The following is a 21,647-nucleotide window of genomic DNA, read 5'->3' on the forward strand; positions in this document are numbered from 1 at the left end:
AACGGTGCGGCCTCGCGTACAAACGCAGGTCTGTGGCCGACACTCTCTGGCGTATTGTAATAATTACATCGCCCGCTTGGCAAACGGTAAGTCATCTTCATTTTACAAGTGATATCAATTGCCGATACCATAGGAACAGTTCAGTCAACTGCCACCATTTGTCAATGGTGGCAGCTCAATCATATTCACGCAGAATCCTGCATCTTTTGGGGCGGAATAACTGTTATGATTATCGGCATTAGGCGTCTCCATGACCGGAAGTGTTTTGGTATTGACTCCTTCTTGATTTCCGCCATCTTCCACACCGCATGATCCTTCAGCGAATCATTCCTCGTAATACCACTTATTGTCATTCTGATATGGACGAAAATATTTGGTAACATCAATGCGGCACTGCATGCGCTTCAGCCCCAATGCGCTGCCGTCCATGAGCGCCAAATTGGCTGAATTGGAATGCGGAGTATGCAGCGGATAAGCGGCCATGAGGCCAGAGGACGCGTCGAATAAACCATCTTCATTCTCACTCCTGATGGACGCCCCGCTGATCATATAGCCGTTGGCGCGCCAATTGTTGGGCGCCATAAGTTCCGACACCGAACAACCGAATACCGCCGGATTCTCCCCGTTCGTGCATAGATTGGCAAGGGTTGTCAATTTAACCGGTTTCTGGGCTGAACCGTGAGAGTAACCAAATGTAGCCATATTTTGCCCGATCGTTATGCCCCTTTCGAACAGTACCCCGGCGTTACGTCCTTTATATTGGCCTTCGGCTGCCGCACATAAAAAAACATCTCCCGAAATACCGTACAACAACTCATACATTAACGGCCACGAGGTCCACGCGTTGTTATTCGTACTGTCCCGTATTTCTGCAGAAGTGGAGTAATCATCATGATCCAGTGCGTACATCGTAAAAACCAGAGCGAGCTGCTTCATATTGCTTCGACATTTTATTGCGAGCGCTTTTGCCTTCGCTTTACCCAGGGCCGGCAGCAACATGCTGGCAAGAATCGCAATAATAGCGATGACCACGAGCAATTCTATCAGTGTGAATCTTTTAACCATTTTTTTTTGAACCTTCATTGAAATATTATTTTCTTTGTTGATAACATTTTTGCATACAGTAAAGTAATTTTTACAACGCATCCTGTTCAATTTACATATTAAATCTCCTTTGCAATTTTTCAAATTGTCTTGTGTCAAATTTTAACAGTTTTGGTGCGCATTTGCCAATTGGCAATCACTAAAAATCCATCGTCACGAAATAGTGATCACTGGGAAACATGCCGTTGACACTGTCTTTGATAATCGTCGCATCTTTGGGGCTGATTCCACCTCGATAAAAGATGAAATCCATTTTGCCGAAAACGGAATTGTCAAACGCCGGTCCGATAAAATCGTGATAGGTAAAGCCGGGTTCTTCCACTTTATGTACCACTTGATAGCTCTCCTTCCAGCCTCCTCCCACCAGACGCTGCATCGCCGGATTGATGATATCGCAGTTCATATCACCGGAAAGAATATGCGGCAGGGTTGCCGGATATTGAGAGATTTCGCGATTAATCACTTCCGCCTGCTTCTCGCGGGCCAATTGGCTGATATGATCCAAATGCGTATTGACAAAACGGAAACAATCTCCGGTAATTTGATCTTCCAGCAATATCGCGTTGGCGAACCGAACGCAATCGCTGGCCCAGGATTTACTGCCCAGGACATCAGGTGTTTCCGAAAGCCAGTAACTTTTGCCTTCGACTAAACGGTAACGGTCATTACGATAAAAAATCTGATTCAGCGGATGACCATTCTCTTCGTCAATCGTTCCAAAGGTGGCATATTCCGGAAAAGCCGTATGCAAATCACGGAATTGTTCTATTCGCATCTCTTGAAATCCAATCAGGTCAGGCGCATATCGATGAATTACATCAATACAGGCAGCACGGCGATTGTTCCAGCAATAGTGGGTATCCGGTGCGCTGCACACCCGGATATTAGATGTCATGATTTTGGGCATAGCATATCTTCCGTTGAGATGTTGTCCTTATGATTAGTTGATTTGGAATTTTAAATCGATAAAATATTTGATTTGGCGAGTAATCATCTTCAATATTCCAATCCTTCTTTGCTATGAAACTAAATTACATTCTTTAATTTATTCCGGATTTAAACAACTTTTATGCAATTTCAATAAGATTTTGTGAGTATCATGCTTTCTGTAAAGACCTTTTCCAGGTAAAATTCATCATGATTCCTGCTCTGCTATATTCGATTTACCGGTGAATCATCAATAAGTATAGTTAATTTTGACGAGAAAGTCAATAGTCGGGACGGATTTTTTTCAAAAAAAATCGCAAAAAGAAAGAAAATCACTGAAAAGAAAGATTCCGACATTGCATTTGGGAAAAAAATTGTCACTTTAAAAAAGTGATTCGGAAAGCAGGGTTGTCAAAATTTCAGGAGTTTTCAAGTGATGGAGAATGGGGATTCGACCAAACGTTCCAGCCGCGGCAAGGTGCGGCTGCAGGATATTGCCGAGCTGGCTGGGGTGAGCCGGATCACCGTTTCCCATATCCTCAATCCGCGGGCCGGCTCGGTGCGGGTTTCCCGGCAGACCAGGGAGCGGGTGCTGCAGCTTGCCGCCGAGCTGGACTACCATCCGAACCTGATCGCCCGGCAGTTGACCGGCGGCCGCAGCGGCATTGTCGGTTACATCATCGACAGTTGTGCCTTTCCCAACTGGATTACCTGCATGGCGCATGCCGAGGAGGTGCTTTCCGCCGCCGACTACCGCATGCAGGTCGGGCTGCTGCACGACCGGGTCGATCTTTTGGAAAAGCATCTGGACGACTTTTACAGCCGCGGCGTTGAAGGGGTGATCTGCAGCAGCCATACCTACTTGAATTTCAAGCCGGAAACCGCCCGGCTTTTCCGGCGATTCAACAATCTGGTACTGATTCAGGAGCCGGTGACGCGGGGAGACAGTTCCTTCATCGGCCAGGACCAGGAATACGGCGTCCGGCTGTTGTGCGAACATCTCTTTTCCCGCGGCCGGCGCCGCCCTCTGCTGGTCAATTTGAAGGTGATCGACTGGACGCAATACAAGCGGATCAGTTCATTCGTCGAGACATTGCGGGAATTCGGCGTGGAATCGCCGGAGGAACTGCTGGTACTCGACGATATCCCCGCCGAACACCGGCAGTTCCATCGCGGGTTTACCGAAAAATTGCTGCGCCGCGAGCCGGATTCCTTGATCGTTTTCAGCGATTACACCGCGTTGTGGCTGATGCGGGAACTGCAAGAGCGCGGCATCCGGGTGCCGGAAGACATTGCCATTGTCAGCAACCGCCATGAGAAATACGGGGAAGTGACTCGCCCGGCCATTACCGGGTTGGATTATCATTTCGACCGGATCGGCCGCATGGCGGCGGAGTTGCTGGTCAATTATATGCAGCAGCCGGCTGCTCAAAAGCGGGAGCTGCGGGAAGTGCTGGTTAAGCCCACGCTGATTCAGGGCGAATCATCCTGAGCGGACGGTGTTTACTGAACTTTAAATTTTTTCTCGTTGTTTTTGATTTTTTCCTCTTGCTTTTTCTTCAAAGGTTTGCTATATTCAATTAGATTTCCCGGTAAATCAAAAAATGGTCTGTTACGGAATGCCGTCCGATAACCTCGGCGCCGCCGGAACAGAGGAGTATGAACAGGAGTGAAGCGAATTAATTTTTTTATTGAAAAAGATATTTTCTGAAGGCGATGTAAAGATAAAAAAATCCGGGAAAATCCTTAATTTTCTTGGATTTTGAGGGTTATAATTTGGAAGTGATTTTGATGTTGGTCGCGCCAAACGTTGCAACATCATTGGCACTTGTCTTCATTTCAGGGGGCTGGAAATGGCTTGTCAATAGCTCAATTCCTTTTTCAGAAAGCAGCAGAAGAAATGAAAAACAATCAGACAGAGGTGAATTTCCAGGAGGTGGCTGTTCCCGGCCGTTATACCTGTGGCACGTTGAATTACACTTTGCGCTCCCTGGCGGCGGTATTCATCTGGCTGATGGTTGGCGGAATGACGTTGAGCGTATTCACGATGCTTCCCGGCTGCATGTTGCCGGTCAAGCTTCAGGAGCTCGGCGCTTCCGATTTCCAGAATTCGATTATTCTGGCGGTGATCGGTGGCACTTTGAACATCATCATCTGCCCGATGGTTGGCTTCAAGAGCGACCGCTACCGTAGCCGGTGGGGACGGCGCATTCCGTTTATTCTGATGTCGCTGCCGTTCATTTCGCTGTCGTTGATTCTGTTTGGTTTCGGCGATCGGATCGGCAGCTGGCTAGCTGCCGCCACTGCTGGCTGGGTCGATATCGCGCCGGTCACGATGACCATCGTGGTCATCGCCTTGGTGATGTTCATGTTCCAGTTTGCCAATATGTATGTCAATTCGGTTTTCTGGTACATTTTCAACGATGTCATTCCGGCCCAGTTTTTCGGCCGGGTGATGGGAGCGTTTCAGGTGGCGTCGAATGCGGGTATTGCCGCTTTCAATTTCTTCGTCTTCAAATATGCTGCACCGTGGTATACCGAGATCTTCGTCGTTTCCGGCATTTTATACGCAGTCGGCATGGGACTGATGTGCGTGATGATTAAAGAAGGCGAATATCCGCCGGTGGCCGGTGAAGAAGCGGAAGGAGAAAAGACCTGGTATCACACTCTGTGGCTGTTCTGCCGAGAGAGCTGCTGTAGCCGTTTCTATCTCCTGCGCTATGTGCTTACCACATTGGTGGCAATCAGCGGTGGAGCGTATATTTTCAGTTATTTTTTCAACCGGGAAATGGGATTGGATGACGACCTGATCGGCAAAATGGTCGGCATCGGCGGCATGGTTTCCTTCGGTGCCACACTCTTGGTCACGTTGGGAGCCGGGGTGCTGATCGACCGCTGGCATCCGATGCGGATTTATATTTACGGCATCCTGTTCGGCGTATGCGGCAGCGCCTATGCTTGGAAATGGTTGTTCGGCATCCTGCCCGGCGGCTCCTACTGGATAGTCGGGATTTTCATCACTGCCGGCGGGGCTCTTTTGACGGCGACCTGTTCCATTGCCAGTCTGCCGATGCAAATGCTGACCTTTCCTAAATCCCGCTTCGGGTCTTTCTGTTCGGCGCAGGCTTTGATTCGGTCGCTGGTCTGTACGCTTTTCAGCCTCTTTATCGGCGTATTGTTCGACTGGCTGCGGATCTGGTTTCCGGTCAGCCAGACCTACAATTACCGCTTTGTGCCGATCTGGCAACTGGTCTGGCTGGTTCCGACGGCGGCGGTCGCCTATATCATGTACCGGGAGTGGGGGCGGCTGGGCGGCTACCGGAATTATCAGGCGCCGGCCAACTGGGTACCAGGCGGCCGGGAGCCGCTTCCCCAGCCGGAAACCCTGCCGCCGAATGCTGGATTGCTGCGGCTGGCAATTTACTGCTTCGACCTTCTGGTCCTGCTGACGCTGGCGACCGTGATTGTTCTAGGCTGTTGGGCATGGCAACGGGAGCTGACCGTCCTGTCGCGGCAGCTTTTTGCCTGGGCGTTGCCATGCCAGACCGGCATTCTCATCGTCTGGATCTGGGTCCGCCGGGGAATCCGGCGGGATATCGACCGGGTTCTTGTCGGAGAAATGCCGCGGAACGGCATCCCGCATCATGGATTGCTGCTGTTGGTGGCACTGCGGCAATTGGTGCTGGTCGGAGTGGGAATCTATCAGGTAATGCTGTTGGGCGGGAACGGCGGGTTTGCTTTCATGATGGCGGAAGTTTCCAACAGCGGCGTGATGGTATTGAGCGTTTATATCGTCGCCCGAATGGAACGCGGCATTGTCACCGAAGCAATGCCAGGCCGCGGCTTCCGTGACCTGTTTCGCCGTCGGCGGAATGCCTGATGCGCGGTCCGCTGCGGGCCGTCGGAGCGATGATGGTCATGGATTCGATCGACGGCCGTTTTCCCAGCGACCATTATTTCGTCATGTCCGATTTCGATTTGATTCCGTCGGCCGCTTCAACCGGCCAACCGGAGGAAGAAGAACGGCTTGAGCGGGAAGCAGCCGTCGTTTAAAAGGCGGCGCCGGTTGCTTTTCTATTGCCACAAAAAAAACCTCCCCTGGAAAAATTTCCCGGGGAGGTTCGTAATTACCGGAACAAGTTCGATCAATTTTCCGGAATCGGAATCAGGATCAGGCTTTTGGCTTTCAACTGGCCGTCGGACGGCAGATCCGGATTGACCCGGTAAAGGTCTTCCGCCTTGATATTGTAATCTTTCGCCAGCGCTTCAACGGTCGTATCCCGTTCGACATCGACCGGAATGATCGTCTCGTTGGTGATCACCGGATCGGTCGGGACTTCCGCGCCGGTACTCGGCGTTTCCGTCGTCGGAGTTACCGGTGTCGAAGGCGTGGACACTGCCGGCGCGGCGGTCCCGCCGGTGGCCCCGCCCAGAATGTCGCCCACATTGGACGAATCGGTCGGCTGAGGCGTTATTTTCGGCGTATTGGCGGTCGTCGTTGTCGTACCGGCCGGCGCGTTCGGCATTTTCAGTTTCTGGCCGATCTGCAACACCGGATTGGCCGGCAGATTGTTCAATTTGATGATCTCGGCGCTGGAAATCTGGAACCGCTTGGCGATCAGCCACACCGAATCATTTTTCTTGACGACGTAAACGCCGTCGGCCGGCAACGGTTCGGCTTTGTGGGAAGGAGCGCTGCCGGAGGATTCTTTCTGCGGTTTGGTCGGCTTCGACGCATCGCCGGTCGGCGCCGCTTGGGTGACGATCTTGGCACCGGCAGCCGGAATCTGCAACGTCTGCCCGACGCGGAGAACCGATTTTTCCGAAAGATTGTTGCAGGCGGCCAAATTGGCGACGGTGACGCCGTGCGCCTTGGCGATTTTCCACAACGAATCATTTTTCTTGACAGTATAACTGCCGCCGTTTGACGACGCGGCAACCGGCGAAGTCTTGGCCGTCACCGCCGGGGTTGCCGGCGCTTCTTTGATGGTACTGGGGTCGAAGGCCGGATATTTTTTGCCCGCCGGTTTTTCCTGGGTGGTCACCTCCGCCGGAATCGTGGTATCGGGTTCTTCCGCCGGGAGGGCAGCCGATTGGAACGCCGTTTCGGCCGGCATGTTCGGCGGCGGCACGGTGGTGATCGCCGTGTCGTCATACCGGTAGGAGTCGGAAACCGGTTCCGGCACATAACGCCGTTCACCCATGACCGAGGAGCGACAACCGCCGGTCAAAACGAGACCGGACAGCAGTACCAGTTGCGATACGGTGAAGCCGGTGATGAATTTCAAATTGCGCTGCACGATAGAACCTCCGTTAAGCTGATAAAATTTTTATGGTTTTGCAACCTGTTCTTTTGAATCGAATACCTGTCTATGAAAATATACGAATTTACCGGAAAAATGCAACGGACAATTAAAAATATCGCGAGGAAAATTTCCACTTCCCTCCGATACGGTCCCGGAGGCCCGGCCCTTCGGTCATTTCAATTCATTCGGCGGTAACGCATGATGATTTCGCCTTCGCGGCACAAACCGAATTTTTCGCGGGCCACTTTTTCCACCGCCTGCGGGGAGTTTTCCAGTTCATGCACCTGGCGGTTGAGCTTGATGCATTCGGCGGTGCGCCCGGCCACATAGGCCCGGAGGTCATTCAAGGCAGCCTGCTGCTTTTCATATTGCCGGTGAACCGGCCAGATCAGGACGGCGGCGGATACGATCAGAGACAGTGCCACCACATAGAAGAAGCACAGCAAAATTTTCTTCTTTTTCTCGTCCATCTGTCCGCCGCCCATATTTTCCGGAATTGTCCCGCCGGCATTTTTTATTGACAATGCCGGCGGAAGAGCTATACGCTAATTTTCAACAATATAGACCGGAAACGCCGGTTGTCAAACCTGCATGGTCAACAAAAACTCAATATTTGTCGGAATTTTTTTCAGCTTGCCGATCAGCAGTTCCATCGCCTCATTGGCCGGCACGCCGTTCATCGCCCGGCGCAGTGTCCAGAGTTTCTGCAACTCATCCGGATGCAGCAGCAACTCTTCCTTGCGGGTGCCGCTCTTTTCGATATTGATGGCCGGATAAATGCGCTTGTCGGCCAGGTTGCGGTCCAGATGCAGTTCCATGTTGCCGGTGCCCTTGAATTCTTCGAAAATAACTTCATCCATCCGGCTGCCGGTGTCGATCAGCGCGGTGGCGATGATGGTCAGGCTGCCGTGGTTCTCGATATTGCGGGCCGCGCCGAAGAAACGTTTCGGCTTGTGCAGCGCATTGGCGTCGACGCCGCCGGAAAGAATTTTGCCGCTGTGCGGCTGCAGCGTGTTGTAGGCGCGGGCCAGGCGGGTGATGCTGTCCAGCAGAATGACGACGTCGTGTTTGTATTCCACCAGCCGCTTGGCTTTTTCGATGACCATTTCGGCGACCTGGACATGCCGCTCCGGCGGTTCATCGAAGGTGGAGCTGACCACCTCGGCCGCCACCGAACGCTGCATGTCGGTCACTTCTTCCGGGCGCTCGTCGATCAGCAGGATGATCAGTTTGACTTCCGGGTTGTTTTTGGAAATGCTGTTGGCCATCTTCTGCAGCAGCACCGTTTTGCCGGTGCGCGGCGGCGCGACGATCAGACCGCGCTGGCCTTTGCCGATCGGCGTGACCAGATCGACCACCCGGGTGGACAGGTCGGTGGAATCGTGTTCCAGCACCAGCCGCTGGGTCGGAAAGTACGGCGTCAGGTTGTTGAACGGGATGATCTCCTTCTTGCGCTCCGGCGCGTCGTCGTTGATCGTCTCCACTTTGAGCATGGCGAAGAAGCGCTCCTTCTCCCGCGGCGTCCGGATCTGGCCGCCGATGAAATCGCCGGTTTTCAGCGCGAAACGCTTGATCTGGGAGGGACTCAAATAAATATCTTCCGAGCAGGGCAGGTAGCTGTAGTTGGCCGACCGCAGGAAACCGAAGCCGTCCGGCAGAATTTCCAGATAGCCGCTGCCGTACATCTGGCCGCTTTTTTCGGCGTTGGCTTTGAGAATTTCGAAAACCAGTCGCGGCTTTTCCAGCGCGCCGATGCCTTCGATGCCCAGTTCTTCGGCCATCTTCGACAGCTCGACCATCGATTTTTCGTGCAGTTCGGCGATGTTCAGGCTCGGCGCAATCCGGTCGCGCTGCTGCTCCTTGTGGCGGTTGTGGCGGTTGTTGTCGCGCCGGTTGTTGATGTATTCTTCGTCGGGATCCGCCGGCAATCCTTCGATTTGCGGCGTTTCCCGCGGCCGCGCTTCCGGCGGGTAGCCGTACTCCTCCTGATAGGCCGGGCCGGGCTGGACGGAGTCTTCCCGGTAGCCGTCGGCGTCATAATAGCGGTTTTCTTCGTTGTAGCTGTTGTTGTAGCGGTATTCGTCCGGCTGGTTGCCGCCGTTATTGTTGCGGGACGGTTCGTCGCCGTTGCCGTTGCCGTTGTAACGGTTGCGCTGCTTGTTGAAGCGGTTCTTGTTGTTATTGTTGTTGTTGCGACGGTCTTTGTTGTTATTGTTGTTGCGGAAGCCGCCTTCCTGTTGGCGTTTGGCCGGCCGCTCGGCGGCGGGAAGATTTTCTCCGGTCGGCGGCGGTTGAACGGCGGCTTCCGCTTTGGCCGGCGGCGTTTCCGGCCTGGCCGGCTGCTGCGGCGGTTGAACCAGTAAGTCCGGTGCGGCCATCTGCGTTGCGGCGGGCGCCGCCGCTTCCGTTTCCTCGACTTTTTTCTTCGGCGGCCGGCCGCGACGTTTCTTTGGCGCTTCGGCGGCCGGTGAACTTTCCAGATTGAATTCTTTTTGTTCGTCCATGATTTTTCCTTACAGGTAGTTTTGATCAAAAATGATTATGAATCAATAATAAGCGGTTGTGATAAATTCAGGCCGTCAGCCGATCAGCAGACGGCATTGGCGGAGCAGTTCGTCGCGGGTTCCGTTGTTGATGATGCCGATGTCGGCCTTTTCCAGTTTGTCGTCCGCGGACAGTTGCGCCTGTTCCCGGCGGGCGGTTTCGTCCGGCGACCAGCCGCGTTCCGCCAGTCGCGCGTAACGGACCGCCGGCGTGCTCCACACTGCGACCGTGCAGTCGAACATCGCCTCCCAGCCGACCTCGAACAGCAAGGGAACTTCGAAAATCGCCGGGTAACCGCCCTGTTGCTCCGCGGCCAGCAGTTCCGCCAGCCGCTGTTTCAAATAAGGGTGCAGCAGACCGGTCAGAAATTCCAATTCCACGCTTTCCTCGAAGACGATACCGGCGATTCTCCGGCGTTCCGGCCGGCCGTCCTCACCCAAAATGCGCTTTCCCCAGCGTTCCAGCAGCGCATCGACGATGGCCGTTTCCAGATATGCCTCGTGGCAGATGCTGTCCGCGCTGTAAGCATGGTAGCCGTGCTCGGCAAAAATCTGCAATACCGTGCTTTTGCCGCAGCCGATGCCGCCGGTCAGGCCTATTCTCATTTTTTTGTCCTCATTGAAATCATATCGCTGAAAAAACTTGCCGGAATCGGCCGGATGGCCGCCCGGATGAAAAAAAGAAAACTCAACTGTGTTGATCGCACCCGTCCGGAATTTTTCTTTTTACATTTGGAAGTATTTTCAGCAAAATCATCGGTTTTCGGGATTGTTTTCCTGCCGATTGAGGTTATTTTTTCTCAAGCGACGAAATACAATCCATAATTTTTTACAAAAGTCAAAACAACAAACTGGAATTTAAAAGATCGGATATTCTTGAAAATCAATTGTCACTAACAGAATCATCAGGAAGCCGCTGTGGGTAAAATAGACCATGCGGTACTTTTTTGCAAATATAAATTCAAGAAAAAAATAACTTTTTTAAAAATCATGAGCCATAGTCTTCCCCGCATTGTTCGAACCGACACGGTTGCCGAAGGGCGTTTTCTGGCGCTCAAAAATATTCTGTTTCAGGACGAACGCGGCCGGGAGCGGCACTGGGAAGGGGTTGACCGGGTCAATTCCGCCGGCGCCGTGCTGATCGTCGCGGTTCTGAAGCCTTCCGAACGGCTGATTCTGGTCCGGCAGTTCCGGCCTCCGGCCGGCAGATACCTGATCGAGTTTCCGGCCGGTTTGATCGACCCGGGGGAAACTCCGGCCCGGACGGCGGAGCGGGAACTGTATGAGGAAACCGGTTATTGCGGCAAATTGCTTGCCGTCCTGCCGCCCGGCTACAATTCGCCGGGCATGTCCGGCGAAACGATCGTGACCGCGGTGATCGAGGTGGCCGACGCCGATTATCCCGAGCCGCCGGTGCCGCATCAGGAGGATTCGGAACAGATTGAAGTCATCCTGCCGCCGAAGGCCGGTCTGGCCGCTTTTCTCGAGCAGGCGGTGAAAGATGGTTGCGGCATCGATGCCAAATTGACGGCTTATGCGTTGAATTGCTGAACGGAGAACGAAAAATGTCTGCTGCTCTGGAAGAATTGAAGAAAATGTTGAATGAACAGGACCGCTTTTGCCGGTCGAACCGGATTCAGGTGGAATGTATTGAGCCGGGGTATGCCGAAGCGGTGCTGACGGTGACCGAGGCGAGCCTGAACGGGCTCGGCCATGTCCAGGGCGGCGCAATTTTTACGCTGGCCGATCTGGCGTTGGCCGCCGCCGCCAATTCGCACGGTTTCAAGGCGGTCACCCAGCATTCCGGCATCACCTACCTGCGGCCCGGGGCCGGGCCGCAACTGCGGGCGGTGGCGACCGAGGTGAACCGCGGCAGACGCACCGGGCTGTACAACATCGACGTGCTGAATCAACAGGGCAAACTGGTGGCCAGGGCGACCGCCAACGCGTTCATTTCCGAGGAGCGTTTCGCGTTCTTCTCCGATTGACCGGCCGGAGTCAGGCTTCCGGCCGGGCCGCCTTGTTCCGATTGACGATCAGTTCGACGGTTCTGGTCCGGCAGTTCCGCATCGCGGTGCGCAGGTAATTTTCGTCCGGATTTTCCGGCTGAAGCTGGCTGTTGCCGCGTTCCATGCGCCGCAGCACCCAGAACGCTAGGTAGGTGCAGATCCCGCCGATGGCCGTTCCCAGGTAATAGATCCAGACCAGTTGATCGTCATAGACCCGGAACACCAGCGCCCAGATCCAGACGAAGCCGATCAGCGTGCTGCCGATATTCTGCAACGCGAAAATCAACGGAATGCCGTGATGCGGGATGCCGAGCTTGAGCTCACCGCCGCGCTGGGCGATTTTCAGGTCGCGCCGGATGCCCCTGACAATCGCCAGCCACCAGAACATGCCCAGCGCCGCGACCGGCAGCACGGTGAACACGAATTTCCAGCCCAGCGACACCCGGCCGGCCGCAAAGAAATAAACCGTCAACCCGGCGTACTGGATGACGCCCCAGATGACCAGGACATTCCAGATTTTCAGCGCGAACCGCAGCCAGTACGGCGAAATGTAGGTCACTTGGGGATTGGGCATCGTTTCATATCGGTCCTTGCTCCACGGCGCCGGCGCCCGGTAGTGTTCCAGTCCGCCGAGCCGGAGCCATTCCCGGTAGATGTAAAAACCGATGACGCCGGAAAGAGCGGTGAAGACGCCGGCCCAGATGAAGATATAGCGGTAGGCGAAATCGGGATTGTCCGGATAGAAGCCTTTGATTTGGGTGATGAACAGCCCGGCCAGCACGCCGGTGACGGTGGCGCCGATGCTGCGCAGCATCGCCTGCGCCGAGCAGATCTGTCCGAAGCGGGAACCGGCGAACACCCGCATCTCTTTCGGGAAGCCGCTGCAATTGAAGAGGATGGTGCCGAAGCAGCCGATTTGCCCTGCCAGGTTCATCCAGAAGAAATAATTGTCCGGCGGGGTGACGAACAACCAGGTCCAGGCGCCGAACGCGCCGACGGCGTTGAAGATGACGAAATAGGCGTTGACCCGCATCGGATGCCAGCGGTCGGCCAGGTAGGCGGCGAAATAAGTCAGCAGCACCACCAGAATTTGCGCCACCGCATTGATGACGCCGAGTTCCGCCAGCGAAATGTTGAGCTCCCGGTTGAAGAAGATGGCGAAAGTCCAGATGGTGCCGCCGATCGCGCCGAGCGTGGTCTGCAGGTAGATCAGCCAGTAGAGTTTGACCGAGAAACTCTCCAGAAAAAATTCGATGACCAGTTTGGTCTGCTTGCCCAGGCTGCGGATTTCCTGGTTTGACAGCTCGCTCTCTTCGACCGGCGGATAATGGCCTTCTTTGACCCGCCAGCAGAGTAAGCCAAATCCGGTCAGGAAGGCGACGGCGGCCAGCAGGAAGATTTCCCGGGCGTGTGTTTCGGCGTATTCGAATAGAAAGTAATTGAATACGGTGGCGCCGGCCGCCTGGCTGATGGTGAACAAACCGGCGAAGCGGGTCAGAAACTGCGCCGGAATCACATCGTTGAAAAGATACCAGAAGACGGAACCGGTGAACATGTAGAAAAATTGGTAAAAAACCACCGTGCAGCCCAGTACCGCGATGGTCAGCGTCGTCGCCGAATAGTTCGAAAAAGCGGCGATGCCGTGCAGGAAGCTGCCGATTTCCGGGCCGAAGGCGAACAGCACCAGCCCGCCGACCATACACGGCAGCGTGTAGAGAATGTAGGGAATCCGGCGGCCGAACCGGCCGCGGTGACGGTCGCTGGAAGCGCTGACCCAGGGGCAGACCGTCATGTTCCAGATGCCGGGCAGCGTGGTGAGAATCAAGCCGATCAGCCAGTCCGGCGTTTCATACAGCTTCAATTGGATCGGCAGGACGTTGCTGGTGATATTGTTGACCAGGCTGTAACAGAAGCCGGCCAACAGCAGCCAGCCGGAGACGACGATCAGACTGAACAGCGTGTAGGTAAGCGTGCCGCAGCGGTAGACGGCCGCTTTCGGAGTGGGAGCAAGGGTATCTGCCATCATTCTTGACACCATTGGTTGATTGTTCCGAAAACAATGAAACGTCTAATTCCGATAAGTCGAAACACTCCTGCACGGGTGTGGGCATGGGGATTTCAACTTTATTAAGTTGAAAGTTTAGCATAATTGAGCGGGAAAGTCAACCATCAAGCCCGGTGCAAATCGAATTTTTCAACTAAAAAATCGGACGCGGTCGTTTTGGCGGTTTGCGGACACAATTGCGGCTCGATTCAGGTAAAAAAATAAACACCGCATTCAGTTTTACTCGAATGCGGTGTCCGGGGCTGAAAACCGGTTTCGGAAAAGCTTATCGTGACGGAATGAATTCCGCCGGACCGTTTTTTTCGAAAATCCGGCCGATTTCGAACAGCCGTCCTTCCGCCAGCGCCGGCGCGATGAACTGCATGCCGATCGGCAGGCCGGTTCCCGGCTCCAGGGCGCTCGGAATGCTGATGCCGCAATTGCCGGACAGATTCAGCGCAATCGTGAAAATATCCGACAGGTACATCTGCAACGGGTCCGATTTCTCGCCGAAACGGAACGCGGTCGTCGGCGTTACCGGCGTCAGCAGGATATCGCAACGCCGGAACGCTGCTTCAAAGTCGCGCCGGATCAGCGTGCGGACTTTCTGGGCCCGCAGATAATAGGCGTCGTAATAACCGCTGCTCAGCACGTAAGTGCCCAGCAGGATTCGCCGCTTGACCTCTTCGCCGAACCCCTGGCCGCGGCTCTTGAAATAGCTGTCGACCAGATCCTTCGATTCGACCCGCGCTCCGTAGCGGATGCCGTCGAAACGGGCCAGGTTGGCGCTGGCTTCCGCCGTGGCGATGATGTAATAAACCGCCACCGCGTATTTGGTATGCGGCAGGGAAACTTCAACCGGTTCCGCGCCGAGCTGTTTCAGACGCTCAATCGCTTCGTCGAGCGCCTGTTTGACGCTGCCGCTCAAACCGGCGGCTTGGCAGTATTCCCGGGGCAGACCGACTTTGACGCCGCGCAGATCCTTGGTTTCCGCCGCTTGCACCGCCGCCAGGAAGCCGCCGCAGTCGAGCGGCAGCGACGTGGAGTCCTTGGGATCGTGGCCGCCGATGACATCGAGCAGCCGCGCGGCGTCCTCCACCGACAGCGTCATCGGCCCGATCTGATCCAGCGACGAAGCGAACGCCACCAAACCGTAGCGGGAAACCCGGCCGTAAGTCGGTTTGACGCCGACGACGCCGCAAAAGGCCGCCGGCTGGCGGATCGAACCGCCGGTGTCGGAACCCAGCGCCGCCGGCACCAGCCGGGCGCCGACCGCGGCGGCGCTGCCGCCGCTGGAACCGCCCGGCACCCGGTCCAAAGCCCACGGATTGCAGGTCTTTTGAAAGGCGCTGTTCTCGCAGGAGGAGCCCATCGCGAATTCGTCCATATTCAACCGGCCGGCCGGAATGAAGCCTCGGGCTTTCAACCGGGCGACGACGGTGGAATCGTAAGGGGAAACGACCGGCTCCAGCAGTTTCGACGCGCAACTGCAGCTTTCGCCGGCGGTGACGATGCAGTCTTTGATGCCGATCGGAATGCCGTCGTATTCGCTCAGCGCCCGGCCGTCGGCCCGGCGCTGATCCGCCGCCTGTGCGGCGTCGAGAATCCGGTCGGCGTCGATTTTCAGGAACGCTTTGACCTGGCCGTCCTGGGCCTGAATGCGGTCCAGGTATCCCCGGCACAGCTCAACGGCGGAACAATGCTTCTCCGCCAGCAGCTTGGCGGCCCGACCGACGGTCAGACGGGTGAAATCGATGCTCATATATCAATTCATCCCTTCTCCGGGCAGCACCTGGGGTACCCGGATCAATTCATCGTTCAGCAGCGCCGGAGCATTTTTGAGCATGGCCTCGCGGTCGAACGGCTGTCCGGCGACATCTTCGCGCCCCACATTGGTCAATTCGACCGCATGGGCGGTCGGTTCGATGCCGTCGACGTCCAGCTCGCTCAACAGTTCGATATAATCGACGATCGCTTCCATGTCGTGCTGGAGACGTTCGCGCGCCTCCGGGGCGATTTCAAGCCGGGCCAGCGCTGCGACATAGCCGACGTCAATGGATTTGCCGGTATTGGTCATTTTGCCGTCCGGATTATTTGGATTGTTCCAACAGTAACGTCTTGGTCACCAGGTCGCAGACTTCGCTCGGTCCGAAATACTGGATCGGCCCCGGATAAACATAGCCGGTCTCCACCGCCCAGGCGTCGCGGTTGGCGGCGAAGAACTGGAACGGCTTGCCGTCGAGTTCGACCAGCGCCTTGCGAATTACCGGTTTGTCTTCACCGTGGCGGCGTTCGATGTTCATCATCATCGTGATCGGAATGCCGCCGGCGACCCATTCCGAAGCCGGGCGGGTCGTGTTGCGGACCGAGGACATATAACCGGTTTTGCCGGCGCCGATCAGGGCGGCGGCCGTGTAACCGAGGCTGTAGCAGTAGTCGGCATCGTAGTTGGACGGCGCCGCGCAGCGGCCTTCATAGCCGAAGAAATGAACCTGCGGGCTGAATTTGCCGTTGTATTTGCCGGCGGCGGCCAGTTCCTGCAACCGGGTGCGGACCATTTCGGCCAGCATCTTTTCGGTTTCGATCAGCGACACCTGGACGTTGCCGTGCGGGTCGCGGTCGAGGCAGAGCTGCAGCTGAATGCCGCGCGGCAGCGTATTGAACACCGCCGCTTCGGCAGCATTGAGCTTGCCCTGGACGAAGGCGATTTTGCTGTCGGCGTCATTGAGTTTGCCGAACGCTTCCGCTTCGCGGGCCAGCAGGTCGTTGAGTTCGGCGATCAGCGCTTTCACTTCCGGTACGAATTCGATCAATCCTTCCGGGATCAGGGCGACGCCGAAATTGTCGCCGTTGGCGGCGCGTTTGGCGATGACTGCCGCCATCTGGTCGACGATGGCGCCGAGCGTCATCTTTTTGGCGGCGACCTCTTCGGAGATGATCGCGATGTTCGGTTGGGTCTGCAGCGCGCACTCCAGCGCGATGTGGGAGGCGGAACGGCCCATCAATTTGATGAAATGCCAGTATTTCTTGGCGGAATTGGCGTCACGGCCGATGTTGCCGATCAGTTCACTGTAAACCCGGCAGGCGGTATCGAAGCCGAAAGAGGTTTCGATCTGGTCGTTCTTGAGGTCGCCGTCGATGGTTTTCGGGCAGCCGATGACATTGATCGGCAGGTGGTTCTTTTTGAAATATTCCGCCAGCAGACAGGCGTTGGTATTGGAATCGTCGCCGCCGATGATGACCAGCGCCTGGATGCCGAGCGCCTGGCAGTTGGCAAAACCCTGCTTGAACTGTTCTTCCTTTTCCAGCTTGGTCCGGCCGGAACCGATCATGTCGAAGCCGCCGGTATTGCGGTAATCGGCGATCAATTCCGAAGTCAGCTCCATATATTTGTTCTTGACCAGGCCGTCCGGACCGTTGAGGAAGCCGTACAGCTTGTTGGCCGGATTGAGCGATTTCAACCCATCGAACAAACCGGCGATGACGTTGTGTCCGCCGGGTGCCTGGCCGCCGGAAAGAATGACGCCGACATTCATCGCCGGATATGCCTGGCTGTCGCCGCTGCCGGCCTCGAAAGTCAGGACCGGGCTGCCGAAGGTGGCGCTGAACAGCTTCTGAATTTTTTCCGCGTCGGCTACCGCCGTGGTCGGAGCGCCTTCCGCAACTTTCACTTTGGCGCCGTTGACCAGCGCCGGCGGCAGCTTCGGCGCGTAAGCGGCACGGGCTTTCTGCAGCGGGGAAATTTTGCTCATCATCAAATCCTTTCCTGAATTTACCATACAATTGCTGTCTGAATGAAGTTGTCTTTTCAAATCAATAAAATAGTTGTTTTGCGGAGTTTTATCAAGTTTAAAACTGTTTTTTCCCGGAAAACGCCGAAAAAAAAGGGCGCCCGCGGCTTTGAAATTTGCAATTCGGCCGAAAAGCAAGTAAATTCTGTTATTTCACTATTCAAGTAGTTTGAATTGAGTCTTTCATAACCCAAACTTTTTCAAAGGAGTCGAAAAATGGCTGTGAGCTATAAAGATCTCGGTTTGGTCAACACGCGCGAGCTGTTCGCCAAAGCCGTGAAGGGCGGGTACGCGATCCCGGCCTACAACTTCAACAATATGGAGCAGCTCCAGGCGATTATCCAGGCCTGTACCGAAACCCAGTCGCCGCTGATTCTGCAGGTTTCCAAGGGCGCCCGCGAATACGCCAACCAGACGCTGCTGCGTTACATGGCGCAGGGGGCGGTCGCTTATGCCAAGGAATTGGCCGACGCCGCCGGCCAGAAGCCGATTCCGATCGTGCTGCATCTCGACCACGGCCCGGACTTCGAAACCTGCAAGAGCTGTATTGATTTCGGTTTCTCCTCGGTGATGATCGACGGTTCCCATCTGCCGTACGAAGAGAACGTCAAGTTGACCAGGCGCGTCGTCGAGTATGCTCATCAGCATGACGTCACCGTTGAAGGCGAACTCGGCGTGCTCGCCGGCGTCGAAGACGACGTCAAGGCGGAAAAACATACCTATACCCAGCCGGAAGAGGTCGAAGACTTCGTCAAGCGCACCGGCGTGGACAGTCTGGCGATCGCCATCGGCACCTCCCACGGCGCTTACAAATTCAAGCCGGGCGACGATCCGAAAATCCGTCTCGACATCCTCCATGAAATTGAAAAGCGCATTCCGGGTTTCCCGATCGTGCTGCATGGTTCTTCTTCGGTTCCGCAGGAGCTGGTCAAGATCATCAATGAAAACGGCGGCAAGCTGAAAGATGCGATCGGCATCGGCGAAGATCAGTTGCGCGAAGCGGCCAAATCGGCGGTCTGCAAGATCAACATCGATTCCGACGGCCGTCTGGCGATGACGGCGGCGATCCGCAAAGTCTTCAACGAGAAGCCGGAAGAGTTCGACCCCCGCAAATATCTCGGCCCGGCCCGTACGGCGCTGAAGGAACTTTACAAGCACAAAAACATTGCGGTGCTCGGTTCGGCCGGCCACGCGCAGGATTGATGATTCTGTAAAGTGAAGCGCCCGTCATTGGCGGGCGCTTTTTTTTTATTTACAGGTAAAATTCGGCCTGGCTGGAACTCTTGCCGAGTTTCCGCAACCGTTCCAGTTCCGGGCGCTTTTTATGCCGCTTCAAGTAAAAATAGAGTTTTTCCAGAATCCGGCCGGGATTGCCCGGCAGAACCGACATCAGCAGGCCGGCGGAAATCATCTGCCATCGTTTCTCCATCCCGCTTCTTGAGTTTGGGGCGTTCGGAAAGATTGCCCCGGTCCCGGACTGAGCTGGGGGCGGGGCATTTTCAACCGTTGTAATTATTTAGCGGCTTCGGTCGTTTCGATTTCCTTGATGATCAGCCAATGTTCGTCCGGGGCGGTCACCCGGATGCGGATGGCTTTGACCGGTTGGTCGATCCGGTTTGCCGCCGCTTCGCCGTCGACGAAGTCGGCGGCTTTGGTGAACGTCCTGCCGTCGGCGGACACTTCCAGCACCCCTTGGTGAAGGATGTCCCGGCCGTGGTCGCCGGTCGCGACCCGGATGTTGTCCAGTTTTTTGGGCGTGTGCAGGACCGCCGTCAAATATTGACCGTCCTGCTGCGGTTCGCCGCTCCAGAAATAGGTGGCTTCATCGTAATCCCAGGCCGCTTCCGGTCCGTGATCCATGCCGTAAGGCTGAGTCATATTGGTCTCGAAATGGATTTGCGGCCGGTAAAGTTTTTTGCTGCTGACCGGAAACAGCGCGCCGTGGTTGCCGGTCAGACGGGCCTGCAGCGTTTTGCCGTCCTGCCAGGGAATCAGTTGGCCGTCCCGGGCCTGCAGCGAGGTCCAGCCCGGTTCTTCATCGTTCAGCGTATAACGGATGGAGGCGCCGGGCAGTTCGGAGTGCAGGCGCACGCCCTCTTCGGCCGCTTCGAAAAAGACACGCGGCTGACGGGCCGGGAATTTCATCGCGCTGTAGCGTTCCAGCTGCGTGAGCATCCGGCGGGCGAAATCCGGCCAGTCGCGCACTTCCGCCGGACTCCAGACCGCTTCCGCCACTGCGGCGATCCGCGGGGCCAGCATATAGGCGGCATGGGCCGGCGTCGGCAGATTTTCCGCCCACAGGTTGCCTTGGCCGCCGAGCACGTAGTGCTGCTGTTCCGGCGTCAATTCCGGCGGCGTCGGCTGGAACTGATAAGTCTTCGACATCGGCAGCAGCGCGCCGCCGAACGGTTCGTTGCCGCTCTGGCGGTAGTCCAGGTAGACGTAACCGGTCGGCGACATCACCGTGTAGTGCCCGAGTTTGGCCGCTTCCACGCCGCCGTCCTGGCTGCGCCAGCTCATCACCACCGCTTTCGGCGGCAGGCCGCCTTCGAGAATTTCGTCCCAGCCGATCAGGGTGCGGCCTTTGGACTGCAGATAGTCGTTCATATGACGCGTCACGTAACTCTGCAGCGCTTCCCCGCTGGCCAGATTTTCCTGTTTCATCAGAGCCTGGCACTTCGGACAGTTCAGCCAGGCATCTTTCGGGCACTCGTCCCCGCCGATATGGACGTATCGGGAGGGAAAAATCTCCAGGACTTCATCGAAAACCTTTTCGAGAAACGGGAAGGTTTCCGGATTGCCGATGCAGTAGACGCCGCTCGACGGATTGCAGTTCAAATGCATCACCCGGGTCACCGCCGTCGAATGGCCGGGCAGGTCGATTTCCGGGACGATGGTGATATGGCGTTCCGCCGCATAAGCGACCAGCTCCCGGAGCTCCTGCTGGCTGTAGAAGCCGCCCGGCGCGCCGGAATAGGAGCCGCTGCTGCCTTCCTTGACCAGTTGCGGGAATGCCTTGATTTCCAGCCGCCAGGCCTGGTCATCGACCAGATGCAGTTGCAGAGTGTTGAGCTTGTGCGCCGCCATGAGGTCGATGAGCTGATAGAGATATTCCATCGGCATATAGTGACGGGCGACATCCGCCATGCTGCCGCGCCATGGATAACGCGGCCGGTCGTCGATGGTCAGTTTCGGCAGGGCGACGGTTTCCGGCAGGGCCGGCGGCACGGAGTAAAGGCTGCGGCTCAAATCGCGGTGTTCCCAATTGTCGTCGAAACGCGGGCCGTCAAAGGAGCCGTAGGCCAGCCGCGGCGGCAGCAACTGCAGCAGTGTCTGCAGACCGTAGAACAATCCGGCCTCGTCGCCGGCAGTCACGCAAACGAGGTTCGGCTCAATCGTCAGTTGATAGCTTTCCCTGTCCAGTTGGTCGGCATCGGGCGGCAGCTCGGCCAGGCGGAATAGAATGCCGTCGGCCGATTCGGCCTTTACAGCCGCCTCGACCGGCAATGTCCAGTCGGCGGTTTCCTTCAGCCGCTCGGCGAACAGACGGGCGCATTTTTCCGCTGCCGCTCCGCCGGTGTAGTAGACAGTACAGTGGCTGCTCAGGTAAAATGGCCGGGCCTCAGCGTCGATCGCCAATTGGGCCGGCTGCGGAATCAGCGCCGGCGGGACCGGAGAGACGTTGCGGGCTTCGGCGGCGGAGACGGTCAGGAAGGCCGCCAACAGCAACAGTGAGGAGAAACGGCGATGGAAATTCATAATTTCGCTTTCCTGGTTTGGTGGTTGCCAATGATCTCGATGCGGGACCGACGATTCAATTTGGAACTCAATGTTTATTATAGAATAAATTGTTGAAAAAGTCAACCCGTCGCCGATCGGAAAAAGCGAAATTGCCGGCCGGCAGCCGGCGACGCCAAGAAAAT

At 56.0% G+C, this 21,647-nt stretch carries 20 protein-coding genes; 7 read left to right on the top strand and 13 right to left on the bottom strand.

Annotated features, from left to right (window positions below):
- Positions 1–144 precede the first annotated feature (144 nt).
- From HWX74_RS20000 to HWX74_RS09470, 3 genes are all read right to left on the bottom strand, one after another.
- Positions 145–303, bottom strand: a complete 159-nt coding sequence (locus tag HWX74_RS20000; RefSeq protein WP_217704913.1) for a hypothetical protein — start codon at positions 301–303, stop codon at positions 145–147.
- 21 nt (positions 304–324) lie between these two features.
- Positions 325–1,083, bottom strand: coding sequence for a prepilin-type N-terminal cleavage/methylation domain-containing protein (locus HWX74_RS09465; protein ID WP_176014579.1), 759 nt, complete (start codon positions 1,081–1,083; stop codon positions 325–327).
- Positions 1,084–1,243: 160 nt separating this feature from the next.
- On the bottom strand, positions 1,244–2,011 hold the full coding sequence (locus HWX74_RS09470) for an endonuclease/exonuclease/phosphatase family protein (protein ID WP_176013305.1): 768 nt from the start codon (positions 2,009–2,011) through the stop codon (positions 1,244–1,246).
- 456 nt (positions 2,012–2,467) lie between these two features.
- Between HWX74_RS09470 and HWX74_RS09475 the strand changes: the two genes are divergently transcribed.
- The 3 genes from HWX74_RS09475 to HWX74_RS09485 all read left to right on the top strand — a co-directional run bounded on the left by HWX74_RS09475 (position 2,468) and on the right by HWX74_RS09485 (position 6,084).
- A complete protein-coding gene (locus tag HWX74_RS09475) occupies positions 2,468–3,523 on the top strand; it encodes a LacI family DNA-binding transcriptional regulator (RefSeq protein ID WP_254872342.1) in 1,056 nt (351 codons plus the stop codon).
- A 408-nt stretch (positions 3,524–3,931) separates the two neighbouring features.
- Positions 3,932–5,911 carry a hypothetical protein gene (locus HWX74_RS09480; protein WP_176013307.1) on the top strand — a complete coding sequence of 660 codons (1,980 nt, stop codon included), beginning with the start codon at positions 3,932–3,934 and terminating at the stop codon, positions 5,909–5,911.
- Positions 5,911–6,084 (top strand): hypothetical protein, encoded by a 174-nt coding sequence (locus HWX74_RS09485; protein ID WP_176013308.1) that lies wholly within the window; start codon positions 5,911–5,913, stop codon positions 6,082–6,084. The genes HWX74_RS09480 and HWX74_RS09485 overlap by 1 nt, the downstream gene beginning before the upstream one ends.
- Before the next feature lie 92 nt (positions 6,085–6,176).
- Here HWX74_RS09485 and HWX74_RS09490 read toward each other — a convergent pair whose 3' ends face one another.
- From HWX74_RS09490 to coaE, 4 genes are all read right to left on the bottom strand, one after another.
- Complete coding sequence (locus HWX74_RS09490; RefSeq protein ID WP_176013309.1) at positions 6,177–7,331, bottom strand: LysM peptidoglycan-binding domain-containing protein; 1,155 nt, start codon at positions 7,329–7,331, stop codon at positions 6,177–6,179.
- A 182-nt stretch (positions 7,332–7,513) separates the two neighbouring features.
- A complete protein-coding gene (locus tag HWX74_RS09495) occupies positions 7,514–7,807 on the bottom strand; it encodes a septum formation initiator family protein (protein ID WP_176013310.1) in 294 nt (97 codons plus the stop codon).
- A gap of 111 nt (positions 7,808–7,918) precedes the next feature.
- Positions 7,919–9,841, bottom strand: coding sequence for a transcription termination factor Rho (gene rho / locus HWX74_RS20670; RefSeq protein WP_176013311.1), 1,923 nt, complete (start codon positions 9,839–9,841; stop codon positions 7,919–7,921).
- A gap of 75 nt (positions 9,842–9,916) precedes the next feature.
- The gene (coaE, locus tag HWX74_RS09505) at positions 9,917–10,486 is read right to left on the bottom strand and encodes a dephospho-CoA kinase (RefSeq protein ID WP_176013312.1); all 570 of its coding nucleotides are present in this window, start codon (positions 10,484–10,486) and stop codon (positions 9,917–9,919) included.
- 66 nt (positions 10,487–10,552) lie between these two features.
- Between coaE and HWX74_RS09510 the strand changes: the two genes are divergently transcribed.
- The 3 genes from HWX74_RS09510 to HWX74_RS09520 all read left to right on the top strand — a co-directional run bounded on the left by HWX74_RS09510 (position 10,553) and on the right by HWX74_RS09520 (position 11,868).
- Complete coding sequence (locus tag HWX74_RS09510) at positions 10,553–10,705, top strand: hypothetical protein (protein ID WP_176013313.1); 153 nt, start codon at positions 10,553–10,555, stop codon at positions 10,703–10,705.
- Between the two features lie 165 nt (positions 10,706–10,870).
- Positions 10,871–11,431 (top strand): NUDIX hydrolase, encoded by a 561-nt coding sequence (locus HWX74_RS09515; RefSeq protein ID WP_176013314.1) that lies wholly within the window; start codon positions 10,871–10,873, stop codon positions 11,429–11,431.
- Positions 11,432–11,445: 14 nt separating this feature from the next.
- Positions 11,446–11,868, top strand: a complete 423-nt coding sequence (locus HWX74_RS09520) for a PaaI family thioesterase (protein ID WP_217704915.1) — start codon at positions 11,446–11,448, stop codon at positions 11,866–11,868.
- A gap of 10 nt (positions 11,869–11,878) precedes the next feature.
- Here the strand turns inward: HWX74_RS09520 and HWX74_RS09525 are convergent, their stop codons facing one another.
- From HWX74_RS09525 to HWX74_RS09540, 4 genes are all read right to left on the bottom strand, one after another.
- Positions 11,879–13,915, bottom strand: coding sequence for an MFS transporter (locus HWX74_RS09525; RefSeq protein ID WP_176013315.1), 2,037 nt, complete (start codon positions 13,913–13,915; stop codon positions 11,879–11,881).
- Positions 13,916–14,219: 304 nt separating this feature from the next.
- A complete protein-coding gene (gene gatA, locus HWX74_RS09530) occupies positions 14,220–15,695 on the bottom strand; it encodes an Asp-tRNA(Asn)/Glu-tRNA(Gln) amidotransferase subunit GatA (protein WP_176013316.1) in 1,476 nt (491 codons plus the stop codon).
- Between the two features lie 3 nt (positions 15,696–15,698).
- Positions 15,699–16,010, bottom strand: coding sequence for an Asp-tRNA(Asn)/Glu-tRNA(Gln) amidotransferase subunit GatC (gene gatC, locus HWX74_RS09535; protein WP_176013317.1), 312 nt, complete (start codon positions 16,008–16,010; stop codon positions 15,699–15,701).
- A gap of 13 nt (positions 16,011–16,023) precedes the next feature.
- A complete protein-coding gene (locus HWX74_RS09540; RefSeq protein ID WP_176014581.1) occupies positions 16,024–17,685 on the bottom strand; it encodes a diphosphate--fructose-6-phosphate 1-phosphotransferase in 1,662 nt (553 codons plus the stop codon).
- 255 nt (positions 17,686–17,940) lie between these two features.
- Here HWX74_RS09540 and HWX74_RS09545 point away from each other — a divergent pair, with 255 nt between their 5' ends.
- The gene (locus tag HWX74_RS09545; RefSeq protein ID WP_176013318.1) at positions 17,941–18,927 is read left to right on the top strand and encodes a class II fructose-bisphosphate aldolase; all 987 of its coding nucleotides are present in this window, start codon (positions 17,941–17,943) and stop codon (positions 18,925–18,927) included.
- Positions 18,928–18,976: 49 nt separating this feature from the next.
- On the opposite strand, the gene HWX74_RS09550 is transcribed toward HWX74_RS09545, so the two are convergent.
- Both HWX74_RS09550 and HWX74_RS09555 read right to left on the bottom strand, forming a co-directional pair.
- Entirely contained in the window at positions 18,977–19,153 is a 177-nt protein-coding gene (locus HWX74_RS09550; RefSeq protein WP_176013319.1) for a hypothetical protein, read from the bottom strand.
- Between the two features lie 83 nt (positions 19,154–19,236).
- Positions 19,237–21,483 carry a family 20 glycosylhydrolase gene (locus tag HWX74_RS09555; protein WP_176013320.1) on the bottom strand — a complete coding sequence of 749 codons (2,247 nt, stop codon included), beginning with the start codon at positions 21,481–21,483 and terminating at the stop codon, positions 19,237–19,239.
- Between the last annotated feature and the right edge of the window lie 164 nt (positions 21,484–21,647).

This window comes from Victivallis sp. Marseille-Q1083 (assembly GCF_903645315.1).
GTDB lineage: Bacteria > Verrucomicrobiota > Lentisphaeria > Victivallales > Victivallaceae > UMGS1518.